General features: G+C 39.1%; 15 protein-coding genes. 6 read left to right on the forward strand and 9 right to left on the reverse strand.

From position 1 onward, the window contains the following. Positions 1-61: 61 nt before the first annotated feature. Together JI666_RS12750 and JI666_RS12755 are read right to left on the reverse strand one after the other, a co-directional pair. On the reverse strand, positions 62-760 hold the full coding sequence (locus tag JI666_RS12750) for a response regulator (RefSeq protein ID WP_206892343.1): 699 nt from the start codon (positions 758-760) through the stop codon (positions 62-64). Further along, complete coding sequence (locus tag JI666_RS12755) at positions 735-2,357, reverse strand: ATP-binding protein (RefSeq protein ID WP_206892344.1); 1,623 nt, start codon at positions 2,355-2,357, stop codon at positions 735-737. Before JI666_RS12755 ends, JI666_RS12750 begins: the two co-directional genes overlap by 26 nt. 111 nt (positions 2,358-2,468) lie before the next feature. Here JI666_RS12755 and JI666_RS12760 point away from each other — a divergent pair, with 111 nt between their 5' ends. Then, positions 2,469-3,524: a DctP family TRAP transporter solute-binding subunit gene (locus JI666_RS12760; protein WP_206892345.1), complete on the forward strand. Its 1,056-nt coding sequence runs from the start codon at positions 2,469-2,471 to the stop codon at positions 3,522-3,524. 16 nt (positions 3,525-3,540) lie between these two features. Then, positions 3,541-3,867, forward strand: a complete 327-nt coding sequence (locus tag JI666_RS12765) for a DUF3870 domain-containing protein (protein ID WP_206892346.1) — start codon at positions 3,541-3,543, stop codon at positions 3,865-3,867. A gap of 34 nt (positions 3,868-3,901) precedes the next feature. On the opposite strand, the gene lhgD is transcribed toward JI666_RS12765, so the two are convergent. From lhgD to JI666_RS12780, 3 genes are all read right to left on the reverse strand, one after another. Beyond that, entirely contained in the window at positions 3,902-5,107 is a 1,206-nt protein-coding gene (gene lhgD, locus JI666_RS12770; protein WP_206892347.1) for an L-2-hydroxyglutarate dehydrogenase, read from the reverse strand. Between the two features lie 17 nt (positions 5,108-5,124). Further along, entirely contained in the window at positions 5,125-6,057 is a 933-nt protein-coding gene (gene glaH, locus JI666_RS12775) for a glutarate dioxygenase GlaH (RefSeq protein ID WP_414635143.1), read from the reverse strand. 282 nt (positions 6,058-6,339) lie between these two features. Next, positions 6,340-6,948, reverse strand: a complete 609-nt coding sequence (locus JI666_RS12780) for a TetR/AcrR family transcriptional regulator (RefSeq protein WP_206892348.1) — start codon at positions 6,946-6,948, stop codon at positions 6,340-6,342. Between the two features lie 195 nt (positions 6,949-7,143). Between JI666_RS12780 and JI666_RS12785 the strand changes: the two genes are divergently transcribed. After that, positions 7,144-8,310 carry an MFS transporter gene (locus tag JI666_RS12785; RefSeq protein ID WP_206892349.1) on the forward strand — a complete coding sequence of 389 codons (1,167 nt, stop codon included), beginning with the start codon at positions 7,144-7,146 and terminating at the stop codon, positions 8,308-8,310. Between the two features lie 40 nt (positions 8,311-8,350). On the opposite strand, the gene JI666_RS12790 is transcribed toward JI666_RS12785, so the two are convergent. Both JI666_RS12790 and JI666_RS12795 read right to left on the reverse strand, forming a co-directional pair. Further along, positions 8,351-9,760 (reverse strand): MBL fold metallo-hydrolase, encoded by a 1,410-nt coding sequence (locus tag JI666_RS12790; protein ID WP_206892352.1) that lies wholly within the window; start codon positions 9,758-9,760, stop codon positions 8,351-8,353. Positions 9,761-9,997: 237 nt separating this feature from the next. Then, complete coding sequence (locus JI666_RS12795) at positions 9,998-11,350, reverse strand: S8 family peptidase (RefSeq protein ID WP_206892353.1); 1,353 nt, start codon at positions 11,348-11,350, stop codon at positions 9,998-10,000. A 263-nt stretch (positions 11,351-11,613) separates the two neighbouring features. On the opposite strand from JI666_RS12795, the gene JI666_RS12800 reads away from it, so the two are divergent. From JI666_RS12800 to JI666_RS12810, 3 genes are all read left to right on the forward strand, one after another. Beyond that, positions 11,614-12,093: a site-2 protease family protein gene (locus JI666_RS12800; RefSeq protein ID WP_206892354.1), complete on the forward strand. Its 480-nt coding sequence runs from the start codon at positions 11,614-11,616 to the stop codon at positions 12,091-12,093. Between the two features lie 404 nt (positions 12,094-12,497). Continuing rightward, positions 12,498-13,892 carry a sodium:solute symporter family protein gene (locus JI666_RS12805; RefSeq protein ID WP_206892355.1) on the forward strand — a complete coding sequence of 465 codons (1,395 nt, stop codon included), beginning with the start codon at positions 12,498-12,500 and terminating at the stop codon, positions 13,890-13,892. 39 nt (positions 13,893-13,931) lie between these two features. Beyond that, positions 13,932-15,032: a M24 family metallopeptidase gene (locus tag JI666_RS12810; protein ID WP_206892356.1), complete on the forward strand. Its 1,101-nt coding sequence runs from the start codon at positions 13,932-13,934 to the stop codon at positions 15,030-15,032. Positions 15,033-15,089: 57 nt separating this feature from the next. On the opposite strand, the gene JI666_RS12815 is transcribed toward JI666_RS12810, so the two are convergent. Together JI666_RS12815 and JI666_RS12820 are read right to left on the reverse strand one after the other, a co-directional pair. Next, a complete protein-coding gene (locus tag JI666_RS12815; RefSeq protein WP_206892357.1) occupies positions 15,090-15,725 on the reverse strand; it encodes a YczE/YyaS/YitT family protein in 636 nt (211 codons plus the stop codon). A 312-nt stretch (positions 15,726-16,037) separates the two neighbouring features. Continuing rightward, positions 16,038-16,850, reverse strand: coding sequence for an STAS domain-containing protein (locus JI666_RS12820; protein ID WP_286170796.1), 813 nt, complete (start codon positions 16,848-16,850; stop codon positions 16,038-16,040). Positions 16,851-17,065 lie beyond the last annotated feature (215 nt).

Genomic DNA, 17,065 nt, shown 5'->3' on the forward strand with positions numbered 1-17,065 from the left:
GAGCAACAATGTCTACGAAAAGAGCCTATAGAAATGAACCTAAATAAAAAGAGTTCTTCTACTAGTTAGAAGAACTCTTAACAAGTGAATAGCGATTGAGTGGTCTACCAACGCCTCCGTATTGAATATCAAGTTGGACTTTACCAGATTTCTGGAGATAATCAAGATACCGTCTTGCGGTCACCCTTGCGATGCCGATTCCATCTGCTGCTTCTTCGGCAGAAAGTGACTGCTGCTGAAGTGCCATATAAGACATAATTTGTTTCATCGTTTGATGATTGAGACCCTTTGGCATCACTTCTATGTCGATAGGCTTGTCAATATGAGTTTGCATAGAATTCAATTGATCTAGCTCTTTCTGAGTGAGTTTCCCTTCTCCATCTATGCTCGATTTGTATAGTAGAAAATTGTTCAAAGCTTGTTGCAACCTTTCAAATTTAAAAGGTTTAATAATATAATCTCTTGCCCCATGATGAAGCATCGTTCTGATCGTCTTGCGATCGTTTGCTGCTGTCACTGCAATCACTTCTACATTTATTCCTTCCTGTCTTAACGCTTTTAACGTTTCCACACCATTCTTTGCTGGCATGTAAACATCGAGTATAATCAAGTCAGGCTTAACTATTCTTGCTAGTTGAATTCCTTCTTCACCTGTATGTGCCGTTCCAATTACTTGAAATCCATCAACTCTTTCGATAAATTGACGATTAACTTCCTGAACCATTGGATCGTCTTCAATTAATAGAACGTCGATCTTCACTTCGCTCAGCCTCCTCCCTCTTCATTGGTAGCTCTAACTCGATACTCGTTCCTTCCCCTTCATGGGAAATCAAATTCATCTTACCTTCGCCTTTATCAATTGTCTGCCTTACAAGGTATAACCCAAGCCCACTTCCTTTTTCTCTTTTTGTCGTAAATCCTTTCTTCATTATTTTTTCCTTAATCTTCTCGGGCACCCCACACCCGTTATCCTCGATCGTTATCATTAATAGAGCGTCCTCCTGAAGTAAACTAACCTCAATCAATTTCTCAGCACGATCAATCGCCTCGAAAGAATGAAACGCATTTTCAATTAAATTACCAATGATTAGAATAATATCATGACTATCTAGAAAATAAGGGAGAGTTTCTAATCTACTATTTTGATTAATTGTGAGGTTAATCCCTAACTCTTTCGCTCTTTTCACTTTGCTAATTAGCAATCCAGAAAGACGATAATCCTTAATGTGCTTACTTAAAAATCCCGATAGCTCTTCATCTCTTTGGGAAAGATCGAAAACGTAATTCAATGCCTTTTCTTTCTCATCTAACTGAATAAGCCCAGCTATTGTATGCAATCGATTCATGGATTCATGATTTTGAATTCTGAGAGCATCAACGAAATTTTTAACACCCGTTAATTCTTCTGCCATACGTGCGACCTCTGTTCGATCTTGAAAAACAGCGACAGCTCCTACAGTCTCATTTTCTACACATATAGGCACTTTACTAATGACTAGAACTTTCTTTCCAGATGTCACTTCTTCTCGATCATAAGCACCCTTGGAAGTTAGTATCGCAAGTAACTTTGAACTTATTAACACATCACCTATAGCCCTGCCGACCGCATCATCTTCAACACCGAGAATTGTTTTCGCTTTATCATTAAAAATCATAATTTCATCTTTAAGATTAATCGCGATTACCCCTTCATTCATCGCCTGGAAAGTGGCGGTTCTCTCAACCAACATCCTTGAGATTTCGTAAGGCTCAAGTTGAAATGTTTCTTTTTTGATTTGCTTAGCAAGTAACCAGGAACCTATCATTCCAAATCCAAGCGAAAGGAGTGTAATCAGAATCAATTGAGATTTAATGCTTAAAAGGACGCTCTTCAAACTTGGAAGCATATGACCAACAAGGACAACGCCGATTTGTTCGTGTTGATCGTTCATAATTGGGACGAAAGATCTGATAGCAATACCCATATCTCCTTTTGCCTTTGAAACATAGCTATGCTCTGCAAATGCCGCTCCTTCATCTTTACCTGATGATACAGTACCCAGTTTCTCTTTCACCGGATGAGAGTAGCGAATCCTGTTCAAATCAAGAACAACAATATAGTCCGCTCCGTTGATTGTTCTAATTCGGTTCACAATCGGGTTAATTCGATCCCATCCTTCACTTTCCATTAAATACTGTTGTACTTCAGGTAAGTTAGCAACGATACGCCCAGTTATTAAGCCCCTCTCTCCCAGATCGTTCTCTTTTTCTTCAAATATCTTACCAGAAGCAATGATCCCAGCAATGATGATTGAGAAGAATACCACACCAAATGATAGGATCATAATCTTAGTTTTAATTGGTATTCTCCTTGCCATTGCTTAAACAAACCTCCATATGTATATTCGCTAATTAATTGTAATTGGATTGCTTTTACACGTTATGATCTATGATAAACTATTGGAAACGCTTTCGAAATAGGAGAGTCTATGAAAACATTTGCAACGATTACAACGTTCATTCTGATAGGGGTGCTCACAGCTCTTTTCTCTGGCTTCAATCTTTCAGCTACTACTCTTGATTACGATGACGAGCAGGAAGGAATTAGTGAGCAGGTCATTATCCGTTTCAGCCACGTAGCTGCCGAAAATACACCCAAAGGCATGGCCGCTCGTTATTTCGCAGAGTCAGTACAAACGAAAACAAATGATGAAGTCACTGTTGAAATCTATTCGAATGGTGAAATCTATCAGGATCAAAATGAGTGGGAGGCGCTGATCAGCGGCAAGGTCGAAATGATTGCGCCAGCGACGGCAAAACTATCACAGCTGTTTCCAGACTGGCAAGTACTTGACCTTCCATATGCTTTTCCGACGGAGCAAGCTGTTCAAGAAGCTTATGAAGGAAAGATTGGCGATGAGCTTTTGAACGATCTGAAGCGCTCGAACGCGAAAGGGCTTGGTTTCTGGTATAACGGATTTAAACAGTTTACCAATGATCAACATCCTATCATTGAACCAAAAGATATGGATCAACTTCATTTTCGTACCATGCCGGGACCTATAGTAGAAGCTCAATTCGAAGCCGTTAATGCAAGTACGAGTGAACTTTCGTTTAATAAAACATACCGAAACCTTGAAGTTGATTTCATTGATGGACAGGAAAACACCGTATCAAATATTTACTCTAAGAAGTTCTACCAGGAACAATCGTTTCTCACAATCAGCAATCACGCTTATTTAGGCTATGCCGTTCTCATTAATCAATCGTTATGGGGTAACCTCTCTAAATCGCATCAAGAAGCAATCAGTTCCTCAATGGAAGAAACAACTGATTGGGTTAGACGGCATTCAATTGAAATTAACGATCGTCACATTCGCGATTTGAAGCGCACGTCAGATATACAGATTGATGTCCTTACAAATGCCCAAAGAAAGGAATGGAAAGAAGCATTTCTACCAGTCTACATACAAGCTGAAAAATCCATTTCACCTTCACTCTTACGTGAGATGGAGCGGATTCAATATCATTATACACACCAATAATTAGGAGGTTACCAATATGAACACCCTATTCGTCGCTGGACACTCAAAGCTACCAACAGGAATGGCAGCGAACAATATTTCAGAAACCCTCACACTGACGCTTGAGGTCGATAAAAAATATGGAGTGATCGTTGATGCTTCTTGCACGCTTGCAACGGAGCATAGTAAACAATTCGTCCGACAGTTGCTGAAAGGCTTTAGTCTAAAAGATGGATTCGATGAACCACTTCAACGTTTAAAAGAAGGCTACCTTGGCAAAGCAGGAAATGCTCTTGCTGCTGCACTGAAGGATGCTCATAAACAATATGAGATGCATCCAGAACCAAGTGAAATGCAGAAATAAAAAACAAAACCGCCTTTCTCGGCGGTTTTCCAATTCATACAATAATCTTACTCATAAGATCAGGTACTTTTCCTGCAATAACATTCCCAATTTCTAACGAAGCTGTCGCAGCAGGTGACGGTGCATTACATACATGGATCGAGCGTTTACCTGGAATGACGAAAAAGTCATCCACTAACTGTCCATTTTTTAATAGCGCCTGAGCTCTTACACCAGAATGAGTAGGAACAACGTCTTTTTCTTGAATCTCAGGAACAAGCCGTTGAAGACTTTTGACAAAAGACTTTCGGTGAAAGGAACGAACCATTTCCATTAACCCTTCCTTCATGTTACTACCTGCCATTTTCCAGAATCCATCAAACGTTAACACATCAAAGGCATCTTTCATATTAAATGAAAGCTTGTTGTAGCCTTCACGCTTCAAACTCAGAACGGCATTTGGCCCCGCATGAATCGTTCCATCCATCATTCGCGTCAGATGAACACCAAGGAAAGGAAACTCCGGATTCGGGACTGGATAGATTAAGTTCCGGACAAGATAGTTTTTCTCATCCTTTAACTTAAAGTACTCTCCTCTGAATGGTACTATTTTAAGATCCGTATATATGTCAGCTAACCTTGCAATTCGGTCACTATGGAGACCGGCACAGTTCACTAGAAATCGTGTTTTAAGGGTGCCATGTGAGGTATCCACAACGGCTTCGTCTGAATACTCTTCAACATTTATAACTTTTGTTCCTGTTAGAAGATCAACACCTCTTATTGAAAGAAGCTCTGCTAACTTCTCTGTCACCTGTTTATAATCAACGATTCCTGTTGAAGGAACTCTGATCCCCTCTACTCCGTTCACATGAGGTTCAATTTCAAGCAACTCTTCTCTTGAGAGTTTCTGAACTCCTAATCCATTTTGAATACCTCGATCATACAACTGATTAAGATTATTCTTCTCACGATCATCTACAGCAACGATTACTTTTCCACAAACGTCGTGGGCAATGTTGTTCTCCACACAAAAACCTACCATCGATTCACGGCCCTTTTTGGCAAGAGTGGCCTTCATACTGCCGGGCTTATAATAAATACCCGAATGAATGACACCACTATTTCGACCTGTTTGATGACTCGCCCAGCTTTGTTCTTTCTCCACAACGGCGATCTTTGCATAAGGATATTTCTTGTGAATGGAAAAAGCCGTTGATAACCCAACAATGCCCCCTCCTATAACCAGATAATCATACATTTCTTTACTCCCCTTAATTAGGCAAACCTGCCACGCTGACGTAAAAGCTCACGATGGAGTCCTGTATTCTCCTCAAATGCCTCTCTACCATGTAACCAGAAATGATTGTTTAACATAATTAGTTCTCCTGCAGGAAGCTCTAGTCCTGTAGTTGCCGAAGCATTTTCCATGGAGCTAGATAAGTCCTTCAAGTAATTAGCCTGTTCAATGTTTTCTGGATGAACAAATTGATCAATAAAACATATACACGGTTCATTATTTTGTTCATAGAACGTTGTGCGAAATACCTCTTTTACTACATTTTTGCTAGGAGGGGCTTTATAGACAAGGCGCTGAGAAGCCATTGGATGTTGATAAAATCGATTCAACTCATCCCAATCATCCAGGTGAAGAAGTCTAGACCGTCCACCAACCGCATTCTGTTCATCAAATTTCATCATCAGTAACCAATCCGTCGCTTCATCCACATATGTTCCATCTGTATGGAGCGTAAAGAGACGATAAGCCTGACGCAAATAAGAGTCGCTATTGTCCGTGTGCTTTACAGAAAAACGAGCATAATAGTTTCCTGACATAGCATCGAAATTTGGAATTCCTACGAGGTGTGAGAATGCAGTAGAGAATTTGACGTAGTCTTCAGGATTTGTCGTTTGCTCATTCACGCCAACTGTAAAACCACCAGTGTTACGATCGTGTAGTATTGCTCTAACAGACTTCTGAAAACCATCGTCTAGAAGACTTACAAGCTTATCAGTCACAACAAATCTCATGTACGGAATGTACTCCAACTGTTGACTACTAATATCACGAACTTCCTCGAAAAAACGTTCAACCACTTGTTTCTCAAGCTCAATGACATATAGCCGTTCATGGTGTGGACTAGGTTTGATTTGATAACCTTTCCCTGACGCAACTCTGTTAGTTAGTTCTGTACTAGACATGGCACACATACATTTCTCTCCCTTTTCGTATTAAAATCCAAATAAAAAGCCAGCACACTCCTCCCACATTCCCGGAAAAGCATACTGGCTTTAAACTGCGTGATTACTCATGTAAGAGTTTCAACAGCTTTAACAGTTAGTTTATATTATGGTGTTCCTTTATTCGGCTCTTTCGTCCTGATTTTGAAAGAAGGGATCTTTCTAAAGGGACGCTTAAGCTGATACTTTTAAGATTACAATGAATACAATTTTCTGTCAATAATAAATGTGATTAAAAGAATAACTGAATCCCTAGGACTGATCATCATTTCTTACATGCATTTTCAATATCCCGGTTGGCCCCTTTTGATTAATAAAAATCATCTGTTCAACCATCTCTTCCGGTGTATAAGGCATGTCATTCTCAATCCACCAAGAAATCATACCTGTATAAGCTGAAGCAATATAGCTCGCAATGATCTCATTTGGAACAGGGAGTGTCTCAAAACTTGCTTTCGAGATGCGGTCATCATAAAAGTTAAAGAAAAAATTACGCATGTGATCAAGAAAATTCGGCATTCCCTTCTTAATTAACATCACACGAAAGAATTTATCGTACTGTGCAATACTTGAAAAAATATGTTCTGCGATGTACCTTTGCAACTCATCAATCGGTAAATTTCCAGGGGGAATATGGAGTGCTTCACCAAAAAGCTGGCGAAACATCTCATCCACGGTCTGCGTTAATAAATCTTCTTTATCTAAATAATGCAAGTAGAAGGTGGCTCGATTAACTGTCGCATAACTCGTAATGTTGGCAATCGTAATTTTCTCATATTCCTTTTCTGCCATTAGTTGAATAAAAGCTTCTTGTAAAAGTTTTCTTGTGCGAATAACCCTCGGATCTTCCTTCTCTCTCACCTAAATTCCCCCCATTTTTCTTATGTTACACAACAATTGTGCTCATTGTGTTGTTTAGTCTACAAATCAAATAAACTTGCGTATTGAGCATTTCATCCATTATGCTACACTACTTTACGACACATGTTGCATAAATAACAAATGTTGTTCTTGATTTCATCATGTAATCCAATTTAATATAGGAGGTTCATTTAGATGATAAATGAAAAAAAATTTACTAAAGCTAGATGGATTACCATAGCAGCCACCTTTCTTGCATTTATGGGAATTGGGATTGTAGACCCTATTCTTCCAACTATCGCCGAACAAATTGGTGCAAATCACTGGCAAGTAGAAATGCTATTTACTGCCTACATCCTAACCATGTCCCTTATGATGATTCCAGCAGGTATTTTTGCGAGTCGATTTGGTGATAAACGAATGATGGTGTTTGGTTTATTTATCGTTACCGTTTTTGCTTTGTTATGTGCTTTATCGAACGGAATCGCTAGTCTATCCATTTTCCGAGCTGGCTGGGGATTTGGTAACTCTATGTTCTTTGCAACAGCCATGACACTATTGATTGCCTTATCGAAAGATCCTCAAAAAGCAGTAGGGTATTACGAAGCAGCGATCGGTCTTGGAATGGCGGGTGGTCCTCTAGTTGGTGGTATTCTTGGAGGGTACTCTTGGAGATTTCCTTTCTTTGCAACATCCATCCTCATTCTAGCCGCTTTTTGTCTTGTTCTATTCTTTGTATTTGAACCAAATGGCAAACAGAAACGGAAACCAGTTGGGATGAGTGAATTAAAAGGACTCTTCTCGTATAAACCTTTTATTACATCTGCTTTAGCAGCAATGCTTTATTACTATGGATTTTTCGTAGTCCTAGCTTATACGCCTTTGATTATTGGTCTTAATGCGATACAAATTGGATTTGTTTTCTTTGGATGGGGATTAATGCTCGCCTATGGATCAGCCATTCTAAGTCACCAACTTGAGAAAAAGTTTCTACCTAAAAACATACTTCCATACAGCCTATTCATTTTCGCAGCTTTATTAGTGTTATTATTCAGCGTACAATCTACTGCACTTCTCATTACAATAGTAATCGTTTCAGGATTGGCGTCAGGCTTAAACAACGCACTATTTACAAGCTATGTAATGGAAGTATCACCTTATGAAAGAAGTATTACTTCGGGTGGATATAACTTTCTGCGCTGGCTAGGTGCAGCAATAGCGCCTGTTCTGTCAGGTCTTATCGGCCAGAGTGTTTCTGCTCATGCTCCTTTCCTAGTAGCAGCTGTTCTGAGTGCTGGTGGAATAGGACTTATGCTTTTGAAACCAAAACCAGCTACGGTAGAGACCGAACTGAGCGCATAGAAAAGAGAGCGTAAAGCAAATTTGCTTTACGCTCTCTTTATTACTTCTCGATTTTATCAGTTTCTTTCTCCCATTTAGCAAAACCACCGCTAAAGTTCAAAATATCTTTAAATCCTAGTGATTGGAGCAAGCTTGTTCCAATGGCTGAACGTGTACCCGATTGACAGTGAACAACTACCGTTTTGTCCTCCGGAATTTCCTCAGCTTGATCTTCTAAATAACCTAGCATATGGTGGTTCGCTCCTGGAATATGCCCATTGTTCCACTCATCCTGCTTTCTGATATCAACCACATAAACGTCGTCTTGATCATAGACATCCTTTAACTCCTCTGCAGAAATAAAGGAATATCCTTCAAGATCATTCCACTGTGAAAGAAGCTCAGGACCTGCGAATGCTTTGAGGTTATCAATTCCAATTGAATGCAATGCTTTCACGATTTCATTTTTCTTGTCTTCCTCTGCAATTAGAAGCAAGTCATTATCATAATCAAGTACCCAACCTGACCAGTTGGTGAATGCTTTATTAAATGGAAGGTTGATCGCACCATCAATGTGCCCAGCTGCAAAATCAGTTGCAGGACGCGTATCAACTACAGTTGTATTTTCCTTTGAAGCAAGAACATCAAACTCATCAATGTTCGTGATTTTTTCAAGTTTTTCTCCAGTTAATACGTTAGGTCCTTCTTTATTTACCTTCTTCATGACCGCAAAATAAGTTGGGGCTTCAGGCTGTTCGTTTAGAAGTTCTTCCACAAATGTACCTTCATTCTCTTCTTTCAATGCCCAGTTATTGCGGAGCTCATAACCTACAGTAGACTGAGGTACTGCACCTAACGATTTACCACATGCACTTCCTGCACCATGACCCGGCCAGACTGTGAGATATTCTGGAAGTTCCTTAAACTTTTGAAGGGAACCGAACATCGATTTTGCACCTGTTTCCGCCGTTCCTTTTGCTCCAGCTGCCTTTTCAAGCAAGTCCGGACGACCGATATCACCTACAAATACAAAGTCACCTGTGAAAATGCCCATTGGGACTTCAGAACCACCGCCTCGATCAGTTAGAACGAATGAAACACTTTCAGGGGTATGCCCTGGGGTATGCATAACACTAAGTTCAACGTTACCTACATTGATCGTTGAACCATCATTCACTAACTCAACATTCAATCCATCAAGATACCCGTATTTCCAATCTTGATCTCCTTCATCTGACAAGTATAATTTCACATCGTGCTTTTCTGCGAGCTGGCGTGCACCCGATACAAAGTCAGCGTGAATGTGCGTTTCTGCTGCTGCAGCTAAATGAAAGCCTTCCTTTTTGGCTACTTCTAAATATGGTGTAACATCACGAGCAGGATCGATAACTAGTGCTTCACCTGTTCGCTGACATCCAATTAAATAAGAATATTGTGCGAGCTTTTCGTCAAAAAACGTTTGTAAATACATTCGTTATTCCTCCTGAATTTAAATCATTAATTACCCTGCGGGGTATTTAAATCCATCATAGACTCTTTAAAAGCTTTCTTCAACCATTGTGCTTTTATACCCTATAAGGTAGTTCATTCTATTAATTCTTTATAACCTAACAGAAACCTTTCTAAACTTTGAATTCCTCTAATTTGTAATGACCAAAACCCGAATAGTGGTTGCGATCACTATTCGGGTTAATCATATGGCCTATTATTATTTTACTCCTGCAATAGCTGCAGTTTCACCTGCTTGCTGTACAGCCTTATAAGCATCTACATAGCCAGCTCCAACCTCGTGATAATCATAACCAGACATTGTTTCTGCCGTATCCTCTAACGTACTTAGAGCTGCATCAGGTTGTAGATTAGGGTTTGCTTCTTCCATTAATGCAAGGACACCTGAGATGTGAGGTGTCGCCATGCTTGTTCCACTGGAAGTTGTGTAATATGGAAGGTACTCAGGTGCAATGTAATTCACATCTTTCATTGTACCTAACGTATTAATGATAACTCCTGTAGAGGATTTTGTAGCTACTATATCAACACCTGGTGCTGTGATATCAGGATGCAGAAGATTATGACCAGCTACGCCTCTAGAAGAAAAGTCAGCGAGTTGTTTATCTTTTGTCCCAGCAGCAACTGAAATCACCCATGGAGCTGCAGAGTATGGATTAAGCGTGTCATCTTCTGGCCCTTCATTTCCGGCTGCAAATGTCACAGTCATTCCATTATCGTGCGCGATTTTACTTGCTACATTGATTGGGTCATTCGGAGAGTATTCTCCAGTTGATCCCCAACTGTTACTAATAATGTCAATTCCGTATTCTTCTTGATGTTCAATAACATAGTTAAAGCTTTCAAGAGCCCAGAGAATATTTAGACCTTCACCAGCACCAAGTCCAACTAATTTAGCGTCAGGGGCAACACCTGTGTATAAACCATCGCTAGCTTCACCAAGACCAGCAATCGTCCCAGCTACGTGTGTGCCATGACCTGAACTTGTATCTGTATTTGGAACGTTCTCAAGATAAACGTCCTGGCCACCAAAAATACTACCGCCTACTAACATTTTTACGTTTTGAACGACTTTAGAACCGAACGGAAGGTCAGGATGTGTTCCGTCAATACCACTGTCTATTACGGCAACTGTAGTACCCTTCCCAGTATAGCCAAGATCAGCCCACACTCTTTCCACACCGATTAATTTTCTACTATCTTTCATTAAGTAGTCTAATTTTTTGTTCTTATAAATAGATACTGCTTTTGTATGACTATTTAATAGAGAATCAATCTCTAATGCTGTTCCCGTAATTCCAACGATCGGCAACTCACTAAATGTTTTGAGTGATAGACCTAATGATTTCAGAAGATCTAATTCCTCGACAGTAGGTTTAGTATCATATGTAAGAATTGCTTCAACCTCTGTCCAACCTGTGACTTTGTTAAGAATGTTGTTTAGTGTACTGTCAATCTCAAGGCTACTTGCCTGAGTTGTTTTGGCATGACCAGGTATAAGCATGCCCAATACTAGAACTGCTACCAATGTAAGTTTGCTTAGTAATTTCATTAAATCCCTCCGTCTGTAAAAAGTAATTGAATGATACGCATTTCTCTTATATTATAAAGAACATTCTGAATTTTTTGTATTGGGAAATGTGAACGAATCCCTTCAACTTAAAAGCATTAAATGCCATATCATTTCCCAACAACCTAAAATTTACTAATCATTTAAATAGATCAATCCATTAATTTATGGTTATAAAACAAGAAGATTGGGGAACATCCCTTAAAGTGTGTTTCGGCATACGACATGATTACGGAGGTTTTCTAATGTTTACGTTAAGCGATATTCCAATGTTCTTTGTGAACTTTTTTGTTATATTACCAATTATTACGCTCATACATGAAGCAGGGCACGTTCTTACCGCACGACTATTTGGCGGTAAAATCAAATTTTGTATAGGTACAGGAAAAACTATCTTCAATATCGGTCCGCTCGAAGTCAAAAAGAAGTATTTTATGGAAGGATGGTGTCAATACGAAGATCTAACATACAACAAAACATGGGCACATGTCGCGATTTATGCGGCAGGCAGTTTCTTCAACATTATCGTCATTCTAATCATCAACGCATTAATTTACGCTGATGTTCTGCCTGTTGACCTGTTCTTCTATCAATTCACCTACTTCTCTATTTACTTTATTTTCTTCTCTCTTATGCCCTATCGAAATGACGCCGGAAAGCCAAGCGATGGCATGGCGATCTTCGATGTATTACGTTATGGAAAAGCTGAAGATCCAATTGATTAAGTGAGTTCTAAATTCAATAATAAAAAGGGTATCAGAAGTTTCCGCTCTGATACCCTTTTTATTATGATAATGCAAAGAAAGTTGCATTATCCTAGTCATTCATTCAGTGATTTTTAAATCCCAAGCCTAAATTACTAGAAAATTGTAAATAATAGCGCTTTTACAAAGTACCACCTTTGCGATAAATTAGTACATTTTTACCATAAACAAAATTGATTCACTTATATATAACCAATTTATCACAACTAAAGGTGATAATAGTAACAGATTTCATTGAACATAATAAGGCTTATTACTAAAGTATTCCATTGCAAAATCTAGAGCTTTTTTAATTAATGTTTTTATTGTGGTAGCATACTTATCGGTGCGCACCTCAGAAAATACACAGACAAGGAAGTGGCGTAATGGAAATTACACATAATCCGAACCTTCTATGGTTTGTCATCGCATATGGCATCCTGATGGTTGGTTTAGGGATTTATTTCTCAAAAAAGGTATCAAATAGTGAGGATTTCATTCTGGCTGGTAAGGGATTAGGTGCCCTCGTTCTGACAGGAACCCTTCTAGCTACTTGGACAGGAAGCGGAAGTATATCTGGTGGAGAAACATCTATGGCCTACAGCTATGGAATTATTCCCGCTTTTCTTATGGCCATACCAACAATCGTAGGTATTCTAGTCCTTTATATTATAGCTCCAAGAATTCGAGCATTTGGTAAATATACAGTTTCTTCAATTCTAGAAGAAAAGTATGGTTCATTCGCGAGGATGTTAGCCGGCATTATCATCATTCTTGCTTATGTCGGAATTGTTTCTTATCAAATGAAAGGGTTTGGATTCATATTGAATCTTACAACCGGTATTTCTGTTGAAACAGGGACAATCATTGGGGCTGCTCTTATTATTTTCCTAGCTACAATAGGTGGTCTGCGTTCAGTCGCTCCTACTGACGCAATTAGTGCTATCCTTATGGTTCTAGGATTAGCCATCACCTTACCAACCATCTTTGTTATTGCTGGAGGTTGGGACAACATCCTGGCGAATGTGCCAGAAGATCATTTAACATTCAGCGGTCAATTATCAAACATTCAACTCCTTGGATATTTATTGCCATCACTATTCTTATTGTTAGCTGACCAAAACATGTATCAACGATTGGCATCTTCGAGTGGCGATCAGTCATCAAAGAAAGCACAAATTGGTTGGCTTGTAGCTATGTTACTTATTTCACCAACGATCAGTTTGATTGCATTCGCTGCACGCTCTCTATTTCCAAACATTGATCCAGGAATGGCATTAATGGCTACAACTGTTGTCATGCCGACGTTTGTAGGAGGTATTCTTTTAACAGCAGCAACTGCATTTATCATTACAACGGGAAACTCCTACCTACTATCGGCCGCTACAAACGTGACGTACGATATTTTTGGTAAATACCTGAATAAAGATGCGACAGATAGACAATTGTTAGTTATGACGAAGTGGTTCATTGTCATTCTTGGAGTACTCGCTTACATTATTATAAGTTTCTTCCCGACCGTGTTATCTGTTCAAATGTATGCATATACCGTATACGGAGCAGGAATAACACCAGCTGTTCTAGCTGTCTTCTTCTGGAAGCGCGTGAACATTTATGGTGGTGTTTCATCTATGATCGCAGGTGTTGTCACTACACTTGTTTGGGAAATTCCACTAGCAAAACCATTTGAACTAAATAGTGTTCTCTTTGCTGTACCGGTCGCTGTCATTGTATTGATTATCGTAACGCTTGCGACTTCGAACAAAACACAAACTGTATAATATTTAAGTAGAATTTTTATAGAATAGGTTGTGAGTAAAATGAATCAACGATTAGAAAAATTCTCTAACTGGCTAGATGAAACTGAACAAACCTTTGCATTTGTTCATTCATCTTCCAATGTATTCTACCTTTCAAACTTCGAATGCGAACCTCATGAACGTTTATTAGGTCTATTTATTTTCCCTGATCATGAACCATTTCTTGTTTGCCCTGGAATGGAAGTCGGTCAGGCAAGAGATGCAGGATGGGAACATGAAATCATCGGTCACGGTGATGCAGATAATCCATGGGATATGATTCACACAGCTTTGAAAGAAAGAGGAATAACGGATGCTACAAAAGTTGCCATTGAGAAAGAAACTCTCTCTTATGGACGGACTGAAGAAGTGACCACACGTTATCCTTCCGTTACGTTTACTAACGCTGAAGAAAAACTTAACGAGCTTCGCTTGATTAAAGATGATAAGGAATTAGAGATCCTCAGGAAGGCTGCTTCTTTAGCTGATTTTGGAGTTGAAACAGGTGTGAAAGCACTTAGCGAAGGGTGTACGGAAATGGAAGTTCTGGCAACGATTGAATACGAACTAAAGAAAAAAGGCATTCGAGAAATGTCCTTTTCAACCATGGTTTTATTTGGTGAAAAAGCGGGACAACCACATGGTAACCCAGGCGATCGTAAGCTAAAAAGAGGTGACCTTGTACTATTCGATCTTGGTGTTGTGTTAGATGGGTATTGCTCAGATATAACAAGAACCGTTGCCTACCAGAAAGTAAACGAAAAGCAAAAAGAAATTTATGATGTTGTATTAAACGCTCAGCTTCAAACGCTTGAGATATCAAAACCTGGAACGAGACTAGGTGATCTTGATAAAACCGCAAGACAAGTGATTACTGAAGCAGGTTACGGTGACCACTTCCCTCACCGAATTGGTCACGGTATCGGTATAGATGTTCATGAATATCCTTCAATGAGTGAAAACAACGATTCTCTCTTAGTTGAAGGTATGACCTACACAATTGAACCTGGTATTTATCTCCCTAAGGTTGGTGGAGTCCGAATTGAAGATGATGTACTTGTCACGAATTCAGGATATGAGACACTTACCAAGTATCCGAAAGAGCTACAAATCATTAAATAATAACAAAGGAACGACTCGTTTACTGAGTCGTTCCTTTGTTATATGGGTTGTTTTATATTATAAATATTCTTCATGTGGTGCATGTGTCGGATACAACACATAATACATGGGATACGCTCTTTCATACCAGAATTGAATAATTGGACCTAGGAAAAGCACAAGTGCAATCGTTCCTATACCAACTGGCCCACCTATGAGCAATGCAAGTGTTGCCATGATAACAGCAACGATTGTCTGTCCCATTTGCAAGCTAAGATTAAAACGGGAACTTACAACGAGGAACAATTGATCAAAAGGAGCTCTCGGAAACTGTGGAAGTATATAGATTGCAACTCCAAGCCCAATTGTCACCATACCAGCAATAAGAATAAAAACTTTTGCCAGCATTGGAGCAGCCGTTAGATTAACAGACGCGAAGACAATTTCTAACCAAAAATCAAGAATGAAACTCTCAAGCACAATCGGCAATACCGCTAACCATTCTGGCTTTTGTCTCATAAGACTGCTGTTTATGAAGATGACTAGGATTTGAAACACCCCATACCAAAAACCAACAGTTAAACCTACTAAATTTGAAATACCAATAAAAAAAGACGTCCAGAAACCTGCGCCAAGAGTAGCATGAATAATTAATGCTACACCGAAAAAGTTAATAAACATACCTAGAAGGTAAATCGTAACTCGATAGAACATTACGATCTCCTCCCTTCCTATAGAATAAAGAAAATCTGGTAGAGTGAAACTCCCTCTTATGATTGGATTAACCAATCAGTACACTTGAGGCTTCCGCCTGTACTTGACGTTTTCATTACGCTTTACTGTCAGCCGAGGTCCTGTCTCATCGTTTGGAAGAGAGGATACTTTCTACGATTTTTCGAGTTCATTTTATTAGCGATTGGACAAATCGTCAATCGATTTTACTCAAAAAAAGATTCCATTTTTTTCACATACTCTTCATTTCCACTCACAATACAAAAATGCTGCCACAATGGACAGCATTTACGTTTAATTTAAAATATGCTTTGCAAGCGCCTGCTTTAGTGTACTGTGTGTTTGGATCGAAGAAAAATCAATCCCTAGATGAATCATCGTTTGTGCTACTTCAGGTCGTATCCCTGAGAGAATCCCTTTAACACCAAGAAGTTGAAGGGAATAAATAATACTAAAGATGTTGTTCGCTACCATTGTATCTACAATCGTCACTCCAGAAAGGTCAATAAACATATGAGTTAGACTTTTCTGAGTAGATTCCCTTAAAGCCGTTTCCATTAACAAACTTGCGCGATGTGTATCGATATCTCCGACGATTGGTAAGACCGCAACACCTTCGAGAATAGGAACAACAGGAACAGAAAGTTCTAGAAAAACTTCCTGTGCATGACTAAGTGAACTTCTATAGGAGGCTACATAGGCCGTACTAAAAGCATAAACAGCCTGATCAATCAAGGGATCAATAATACGCGAAACCTCAAATACGGTTTTGATGGAATAATTGTTCTCCATTGAAGCTTCTTCAATCACATTCCATATAGCCTGTCTAAATTGTGATGTGTTCTTCAACAATACATCTAGCTCTGATCCATAGTTAACTGCATATTCCCCTGTCTCACGTGCCCATTTTGTTATACGATCTTCGGCATCGTTCTTTCCAATAAGAATAGCATCAGCACATAGTTGTACTATTTCCTCACTTAACTTTAATGCCTTGTCATATTCAAACTCATCCGAAAGAACTGATTTTGCTATTTCGAATTTACTTTCCTCAATTTGCTTACCGATCATTAGAACTTCTTTTTCTATGACAGGGTGTGCTTTCATCCTCTAACCTCCGATAGTATATCGAATCTCTCATTCATTATAGAAGAAAGAAATTTATTTTACATTAAAAACTTCGTCGTCTATCTCTTTTTTATATACTTTACCCTTGTTATAAAAGCTTTTACCTAGATTTAGATGGAAATCACTTCCTTTAAAAAAGCTTTATACCTTTCCTTTCCAAAACCTTTTTCCAGATGATGTTTGCATTTTTTGGA

Origin of the sequence: Bacillus sp. NTK071, assembly GCF_017303315.1 — a bacterium.
Taxonomy (GTDB): Bacteria; Bacillota; Bacilli; order Bacillales; family Guptibacillaceae; genus Guptibacillus.